6 protein-coding genes are annotated in these 8390 nt (G+C 42.2%); 2 read left to right on the top strand and 4 right to left on the bottom strand.

Annotation, left to right across the window (positions count from 1 at the left end; genetic code table 11):
* Together L650_RS24765 and L650_RS0110370 are read left to right on the top strand one after the other, a co-directional pair.
* The coding region (locus L650_RS24765) for a S8 family serine peptidase (protein WP_029773061.1) at positions 1 to 2615 on the top strand (2615 nt) is incomplete at its 5' end.
* Positions 2616 to 2748: 133 nt separating this feature from the next.
* Entirely contained in the window at positions 2749 to 4935 is a 2187-nt protein-coding gene (locus tag L650_RS0110370; RefSeq protein WP_029773060.1) for a S9 family peptidase, read from the top strand.
* Between the two features lie 42 nt (positions 4936 to 4977).
* On the opposite strand, the gene L650_RS0110365 is transcribed toward L650_RS0110370, so the two are convergent.
* The 4 genes from L650_RS0110365 to L650_RS0110350 form a co-directional block, all read right to left on the bottom strand.
* On the bottom strand, positions 4978 to 6462 hold the full coding sequence (locus tag L650_RS0110365; protein ID WP_029773059.1) for a sensor histidine kinase: 1485 nt from the start codon (positions 6460 to 6462) through the stop codon (positions 4978 to 4980).
* 10 nt (positions 6463 to 6472) lie between these two features.
* Positions 6473 to 7198, bottom strand: coding sequence for a response regulator transcription factor (locus L650_RS0110360; RefSeq protein ID WP_004589008.1), 726 nt, complete (start codon positions 7196 to 7198; stop codon positions 6473 to 6475).
* 59 nt (positions 7199 to 7257) lie between these two features.
* Positions 7258 to 7992 (bottom strand): spondin domain-containing protein, encoded by a 735-nt coding sequence (locus tag L650_RS0110355; protein WP_029773058.1) that lies wholly within the window; start codon positions 7990 to 7992, stop codon positions 7258 to 7260.
* Between the two features lie 11 nt (positions 7993 to 8003).
* A partial coding sequence (locus L650_RS0110350) for a spondin domain-containing protein (RefSeq protein ID WP_029773057.1) occupies positions 8004 to 8390 on the bottom strand: 387 nt, incomplete at its 5' end.

Below are 8390 nucleotides of genomic sequence, written 5' to 3'. Positions count from 1 at the left end.
CTGAAGAAGCGGGTGTAGTGGTTGTAACCGCAGCAGGTAACGATGGTAACGGCGCACAAACTATTGGTTGTCCTAGCTGTATTGAGTCTGGTTTAACAGTGGCTAATACACAAACAGGGCGTTTCTTCTCTCAACAAATTGAAGTGGCAGGCGAAACCTATTTAAGCATTGAAGGAAGCAATAGTTTATTAACAGACCCTATTTCACTTCCTATTATTTCTGCGCAAGTGATTGCTCCTGATAATTTTGAAGGGTGTGAAGAGTTTGCTGAAGATATCTCATTTGCAGATTCTGTTGCACTTATCTCTCGTGGTAGCTGTGCGTTTTCAGCTAAAGCTGAAAATGCGGCAAAAGCAGGTGCAACAGCGGTAATTATCCACAACAATGTTGCTGGCGGTGCAATGGGCATGTCTATGGATGACGCCACAATTCCAGCCTCAGCGATTAGCCAAGATGATGGTTTAAGCTTGGTTGAGCTGTTAACTGCAGCTGAAGAGCCGGTTATTGCTTCACTCGACCCTAGTGTTAAAAGAACAATTCAAGAGAAATTTACTGATGCAGTAAACTCTTCAAGTTCGCGTGGTCCTAATGGTGAGCCTAGCTTCTTAAAACCTGATATTGCAGCGCCAGGTACAGATATTTTATCTGCGTACTCGCCAGATGAAGGTAATGGTATTACCTTTAATGCGATTACAGGCACAAGTATGGCAAGCCCTCATGTTGCTGGTGCAGCAGCATTGATGAAGCAAGCTCACCCAGAGTGGAATGCGGTACAAATCAAAACGGCGCTTATGAGCTCATCTAAAATGGATGGTCTACATAAAGAAGACTTAGTTACCAAAGCTGATGCATTTGATGTAGGTGCCGGTCGATTAGATATGCCTAATGCGCTAGAGGCAGCACTTACATTTGATCATGGCTCTTACGCCGATCCAAGTTGTTTAAGTGTTTGTAGTTTCTCAAATACCGTGCAAAACATGACTGATACTGCCGGTGAGTGGACTGCAAAAGTAGTAACCGATATGCAAGGCGCTGAAATTACAGTTTCGCCTAGCACCGTTATGCTTGGCGCGCATGGTTCTACCTCCACAGACTCTGAAGGTGCAGAAACAAGCACTGACATGGCTGAATTTAACTTAGATATTGATTCAACATTTAACGATGTAAAAGGTTGGAACTTTGGTCATGTAGTGTGGACTCATACTGAGACAGGTCAAATCGCTCACTTACCATTTGCTATTTACGATAACGAAGCAACAAATAGCAGTGTGTTTAGTGCAACAGTCGATGCCGATTCTTTAAATTCTTCTACTCCTGCAAAAATAGGTGTGCAATTTAATAATACTCTGTTCACTGACGAGCTATCAGTAAATGTAAAACTTGACGAAAATGCAGAACTTCTTAAAGGTGCTGCCCCTGTTGTTGAAGTGACTAATGGTGCAGGTGAAGTAACATTAAGTGAAGACAATAAAGAACTAACTTGGACGGGCACATTAGGGCCAAAAGAATTTGCTATTAACAGCAGTGATTTCTTAGGTACCTTCTCATTGGCTGATGAAGGCATTGAACCACAAGCGTGTCCTGACGGGTGTGATGAGATAACTATTACGGTTGAAGCTGACTTTATTTTTGATGGGAAAGAGTACTCAGCATTTACTATCTCAGATAACGGCTTTATTGCTGTTGGTGCAGATGTAAATACAACTAACTCCTGGAGCCCTCAAGCAATGCCTAATGCACGTACACCTAATGGTGTTATTGCGCCGCTTTGGGCTGACTTTGATTTAGCTGGTGGCACGAGCGGTGGCGGTGATCTTTATGTGGCTAAATTTGATAGCGGCTATGTAGTTGTAGAATGGCATGACGTTGAGCTTTGGGGTAGTTCATTAGGTGATAAGTACACGTTCCAAGTGATCTTAAAAGAAGGGACTGATGAAGTTCGTATGAACTACATTGATGTGCCTGCTTTACCTGCACCTTACTCAGCGGGTGTAGAGTCTGCTGATGGCAACGTAGGTGCAATGCTGGACACAGTTCCAACGGGTAATGCTATTGGTAGTGGCTACTTAGTCGATCAAATCAAAGGCGGTGTTGTTGATATTCAATATCAAGCCTTTGCAAAAGATCGCAGCCATTACACAGCTGCAGATGCAGTAGAAGTTGATGAAGAACAAACAGTGACTATTGATGTATTAGCTAATGATATGGCTGAGTCGCGTTTTGTATTTGACGCAGTAGCCTCTTCAGAAACAGAAAACGCAGAATTCTCTGCCCATAAAGGTGTAAGGATTAAAGGCAGCTTAGTGGCATCAACTGTTGAAGTGGTTTCAGCACCAGCAAATGGCTCTACAACCGTGAATGAAGATGGCACGATTGATTATACGCCAAATGCACAGTTCTCTGGTGAAGATAGCTTTACATACACAGTGCGTGAAGCATCAGGCACTAGCGCCGAAGAAACTATGGTATCAATCGTTGTTAACGATACCATTGCAGACCCTCAGCCAGTGACGCCAACACCAGAGCCTGAAAGCAATGGTTCATCGGGCTCACTAGCTTGGTTAACGTTACTTGCTGCGCCGTTTGCATTTATGCGTCGTCGTAAACAAAAGTAATATTATAACTAGCACGTTATTTTAAAGGGAGCCTCGGCTCCCTTTTTACATAGCTTCACAAACTAAATTACACCACGCTTTATTATTAGGTATATTTAATAGCACCAATAATAAAAACCATAGAGATTTCATAATGATTCGTTCTTCATTCACGCTAGCCGCGTTATCACTCGCTGTGCTAGCCGGGTGTGATAATGCGCCAAAAAGTACACCTTCAGATACAGCAACTACTATGCAAACACAACAAACAGAAAAACCAGTGAGCGCCGTGGCGCCAATTGCTAAAAAAGTACCTCATGAAATGACGATTCATGGCGATACGCGTATTGATGATTACTACTGGTTGCGTGATGACGAGCGTAAAGCGCCAGACGTTATAAGTTACTTAAATACTGAAAACGCTTATACCGAGGCAATGCTTGCGCATACTCAAACATTGCAAGATAAGTTATTTGAAGAGTTGAAAGGGCGTATTAAAAAAGACGATGACTCGGTGCCTGTTAAAAAAGGCGACTATTTTTATTCATCGCAAACGCGTGGCGAAAACGAATACCCTACCTATGTTCGCAGTAGCGATTTTAAAGGCACTGATCAGCAAGTTATTTTAGATGTAAATGCGTTGGCCAAAGATCACGACTACTTTGCTGTAAGTGGCTTATCTGTAAGTACTAACGGAAATTTAATGGCGTACGGGGAAGATACCGTTAGCCGTAGAATTTACACCATAAAGGTAAAAGATTTAACCACAGGTCAATTACTCGAAGACACGCTTGAGGGAACAAATGGCGGCGTTATTTGGGCAAACGACAATAAAACCTTTTACTACATTAAAAAAGATGCACAAACCTTACTTGGCTATCAAGTTTTTCGCCATACTTTAGGTACACCGCAAAGCGATGATGAACTTATTTACGAAGAAGCTGATACAAGTTATTACACGGGTATTAGTAAGAGCAAAGATGGCTCAGAAATATATATTTGGCACAGCAGCACCAATGCCTCTGGTATGTCGGTACTCAGCGCAGATGATAATAAAGCAAAACCTAAGCGCTTAATTGAGCGTGAGGACGACCTAGAATACAGTATTTCAAAGCTTGGCAATACGTATTACATCGTCACTAACTTAAATGCGGTTAACTTTCAGCTTATGAAGGTGGATGTAGATAAAGCGCATGATAAAGCAAATTGGCAAACGGTAATTGCGCCGCGCGATGATATTAAGCTAGAAGGCGTTGATTTATTTAAAGACTACCTTGTATATCAAGAGCGAGAACTGGGTCAGTCGCGCCTTATTGTACGCCATTTATCGACTGGAGGTGAGCACACGCTAAGCTTTAACGACAGTGCCTATACCATTGCAAGCTATGGCAACAACGATATAAACAGCGACAAATTACGTGTTTATTATACCAGTATGACGACACCGGTTTCGTCGTACGATATTGACCTTAAATCGGGTGATAAAACCCTACTTAAACAGCAAGCCGTGTTAGGTGATTTTAACGCAGATAACTATGCCTCGGAGCGTGTTTTTGTAGGTGCGCGCGATGGTATAAAAGTGCCGGTAAGCTTAGTGTACCGTAAAGATGCATTTAAAAAGGATGGCACAAACCCATTACTGCAATATGGTTATGGCTCGTACGGCGCCACCATGGACCCTACTTTTTCAAGCTCACGTTTAAGCTTATTAGACCGTGGCTTTGTGTTTGCTATAGCGCATGTGCGTGGTTCGCAAATGCTAGGACGCCCATGGTATGAAGACGGAAAGTTATTAACTAAAAAGAACACTTTTAACGACTTTGTTGATGTAACCAAATCATTAGTGGCACAAGGTTATGGCGCAAAAGACGAAATATTTGCCTACGGCGGTAGTGCTGGTGGTTTATTAATGGGCGCGGTGGTTAACCAAGCACCAGAGCTATATAAAGGGGTGGTTGCAGCAGTGCCTTTTGTTGATGTAGTTACCACCATGCTTGATGCAAGCATACCTCTTACCACCAATGAGTATGGTGAGTGGGGTAACCCAAATGAAAAAGAATATTACGATTACATGCTGTCGTACTCGCCGTATGATCAAGTCTCAAAGCAAGCGTATCCTAATATGTTAGTGACTACCGGTTTACATGACTCACAAGTTCAATACTTTGAGCCGGCTAAGTGGGTTGCAAAGCTGCGTGACTATAAAACAGATGATAATAAACTGCTGTTTAAAATAGATATGGAAGCCGGCCATGGCGGGGCGTCTGGTCGCTTTAAACGCCTAGAAGATACTGCGCTAAACTATGCATTTATGCTTGATTTAGCTGGTATTAAAAAATAAGTTAATCAAAATTAAGTAATGTTCTAAAGGTATAGCCGTTGGCTATACCTTTATTTTTTGCGGCAAGTTAAAGCTAAACATAGTGCCTTTGCCCAGCTCACTTTGTACATTTATTTCACTGTCCATAAGTTTTAGTAACCCCTTACAAATAGCCAACCCTAAGCCACCTTGTTGGCGCCCTTCATTATTTGAATTTGAAGCCTGGTAATGCGGATTAAAAATAGCGTTTAGCTCATCATGCTTAATACCCACGCCGGTGTCAGAAACCTGCACAAATAATTGCTTTTCATCAATACGCTTAACATTTACAGCTATGCTGCCGCCTTTAGGTGTGTGCCTTATTGCGTTATCAATTAAATTACTTAAAACACGCTCAAGTTTTGCAATATCGGCTACAACAGGAAAATCGCAAATTGCGGGCTCTACCGTTAAGTTAAGGCCTTTTTTCTCGGCGGTTAGAGAAAACTTAGCAATGCAGTCGTAAATAAGCTCACCTAAATTAAAGGTTTCTTTGTGAATGCTTATTTCGCCGTTTTCTAAATGGGCTAATTCAAAAATTTGTTCAATAAGCTGTTTAAGCTGCGCGCAGTTATTAAGGGATACATGTAAGTATTCTTGTTGTTCTTGAGCGCTTAATTGCGACCCCGACTGATTAAGCACCTCTAAAAACCCCTGCAAAGAGGCAAGGGGGGTTCTTAAATCGTGAGATAAGTGAGTAAGCAACTCCTTGCGCTGTTTATCGCTTTGCTCAAGTGCTTTAAATTGCTCGTCAATCCGGGTAACCATGGCTTGAATGTTACGGCCTAAACTGTGCACTTCGTTACTTTTTTGGGTCGAATAGTTACTGAGCTTGGTATCGGTAAGGCTGTAATTAGCTGCTTCAATATTGCTTACATCACGGGCTAATCGCTGAATAGGGTTGGTAAAAAAGCGCAGTAAAATAAGCATCGCAATCAGTAAAAATGCAAGTGCAGCTCCAAGCCATAATGCGGCAAGCCATAGTTTGTCATTATTTTTAATTGTGTTTAAAGAGGTATCGTAAGCTTCACCGCCAATAATTACATACAAGTACCCTTGCAGCTTATCGTTATTAAAAACAGGCGCTACAGAGAATATTTTTTGCTGCGCTTTATTTCTTGGATCATCACCATAAATTGGCGCTGCAGCTGGGTTGTTAATCAGCTTTTTTAAGGGGGCTAAATTAATATGAGTGCGTTTAACTTTACCAGGCTTTGCTGAGTAAGTGAGGATTTTTCCGTTTTCATCTACAAAATAAAACTCAAATGCGGGGCCTAATAACATTAAGGTATGAAATAGGTTTTCTAGAGCTGCGTAGTCGTATACGCCTTCTTTTATTAATGGGTTATCTTGTACTAAATGCTCAGCAAGGGCTAAGTGCAGGTTTTGCTCGCCATGATGTTTTGAGGTGAGCTCTAGTTGTTTACTCCAGCTGTAAACGAGTGCACAAATAAAGCAAAATATAACCACCAACGACACCGCTAATTTTTGATACAAAGATAGGTTCATAATAAGGCTCTTAAGTAAGTTGGCTTGGGTTTAGTTTGTAGCCAACGCCCCAAACGGTTTCGATAATAGGCGCTTGATGATGTAGCTCAAGTTTGGCGCGTAGCCTATTTATATGTGAGTTAACAGTATGCTCGTACCCGCTGTGCTGATACCCCCATACTTTGTCGAGCAATTGCTGGCGGCTAAAAACATGGTTTGGGTGGCGAGCAAAATATACCAGTAAATCAAATTCAGTGGCGGTGAGGTTAAGTGCTTGTTCGTCTAAATAAACTTGATGTGAGCTAAATTCAATATTGAGTGAGCCTATATTTAGCGTTTGTTCGTTGCACGGGCTGTCGTTTTCGTTATTTTGAATCGCTAGAAGTTGTGAGCGGTGGCGTAATTGTGTTTTAACGCGGGCTTGTAATTCACGAGCAAAAAAGGGTTTGCAAATATAGTCATCAGCACCCATTTCAAGACCAATTACACGATCCATATCGCTACTGAGCGCGGTAAGTAAAATAACGGAAATGGTAGGGTAGTGCTCTTTAATTTTACGGCATAAACTCAAGCCATCCATTTGTGGCAGGTTTATATCCAGTAAAATAAGCCCGTAAGGTTGTTTTGCTATTTTTTTAAGTGCGAGCTCAGCGCTTACAACATGGTCAACATGCAAATTTAACGCAGCAAGTTGAGTTGTTATTAATTGCCCTATTTCTCTGTCGTCTTCTACTACCAGTATTTTTTCGTGCCGCATGGTTAACCTCGTAAAAAAGGGACATCCGTGTCGCCTCACATCCCCATTACAAGCTGTTTTTACTGTGTACGAGTGATCACGATTTTTGATACTGGGTTATCAAACTTATGTTCAGCACCTAGTGCAGAGTTTGATAAGCCATCTTGATTAGACACAACACCTGGGTGCATTGTGATTATATCGGCAATATCGTCGCGTATTTCGTTAAACCCTTCGCCGCCAGCAGCGGGACCAGGCACAGTGTCAGCTGTTTCTGTATTTGCTTCCGTACCTGCATCGTAAGCTGGCGTCGTTCGTGATATTGAACTGCCTACTTCCAATGTTGATACATCTACAGAATTAAGACCGGTAAAAGCGTCATTTGTATTCCCAAGCATGGCAGCAAAAGATAAATTAAGGACATCTTGTGCATCAACTAAAAGGGTTACAGAGGTTGTTTCGCCAGGGCCAATACCGCCTTCAGCCGAGACTGAAGCAAGTGCATTTTCATCGCTAAGGTACTCTTCATTAGCGCCGCTTTCAGCAATCATTTCTAAACCGACAGAAGCCGTCTCACCAAATTTCCATGGTGGGGTTTCATCAAATGCAATGACCGAGAGTGGTGATAGTGGTTGTCCAGCCGTTAAGTTACTAAAAGTGATAGTAAACTCATAAACAACAGGTTCGGGCTCTACAACAACCACAGGTTCTTGCTCTTCAATAGAGTCGTTATTATCGTTATCGCCACATGCGGCTAGTGAGCTGGCTAACAGTAAAATAAGCGCACTTTTTTTAAAATTAGAAAGAGATGACATAATTAACTCTCCTATTTAACCGTCACAGTTAATTTTGCAACGGGGTTTAACCATCTGTGTACAGTGTTATTCAAATCACTGTTTCCACCTTCTAGGTCATCATCGCCAAGGGCACCCGGGTGAATGTGCACCATCGTATTTGTATCGCCAGTTGTAATACCTGTACCGTTAGTGCCTGCTTGGCCGCCTGGCGCAGCAGGGATACCTAATACACCAGGTGCACCCGAGCCTTCTACTACAAGTTCGTTATTTGCTTCTGTACCTGCATCATAACCATTGAGGTAAACAGTGTAGGTGCCTGCTTCTGTTGGAACTTTCCAGCTATCAAGGCCTACAAAGCCATCATTGGTTGGCAGTAACATAGCCGCTACAGATAGGTATTCGTTGCCATCGGTAGT

Origin of the sequence: Pseudoalteromonas sp. TB51, from assembly GCF_000498055.1 — a bacterium.
GTDB classification, from domain to species: Bacteria; Pseudomonadota; Gammaproteobacteria; order Enterobacterales; family Alteromonadaceae; genus Pseudoalteromonas; species Pseudoalteromonas atlantica.
Note: the sequence above shows the minus strand (reverse complement) of the source record. Positions and strands in the feature narration are given on the sequence as shown.

Bases quoted from the DNA above. Each gene is read 5' to 3' on its own strand.
- L650_RS0110365 (WP_029773059.1), bottom strand. From the start codon at position 6,462: ATGAACCTATCTTTGTATCAAAAATTAGCGGTGTCGTTGGTGGTTATA.
- L650_RS0110360 (WP_004589008.1), bottom strand. From the start codon at position 7,198: ATGCGGCACGAAAAAATACTGGTAGTAGAAGACGACAGAGAAATAGGG.
- L650_RS0110370 (WP_029773060.1), top strand. From the start codon at position 2,749: ATGATTCGTTCTTCATTCACGCTAGCCGCGTTATCACTCGCTGTGCTA.
- L650_RS0110355 (WP_029773058.1), bottom strand. From the start codon at position 7,992: ATGTCATCTCTTTCTAATTTTAAAAAAAGTGCGCTTATTTTACTGTTA.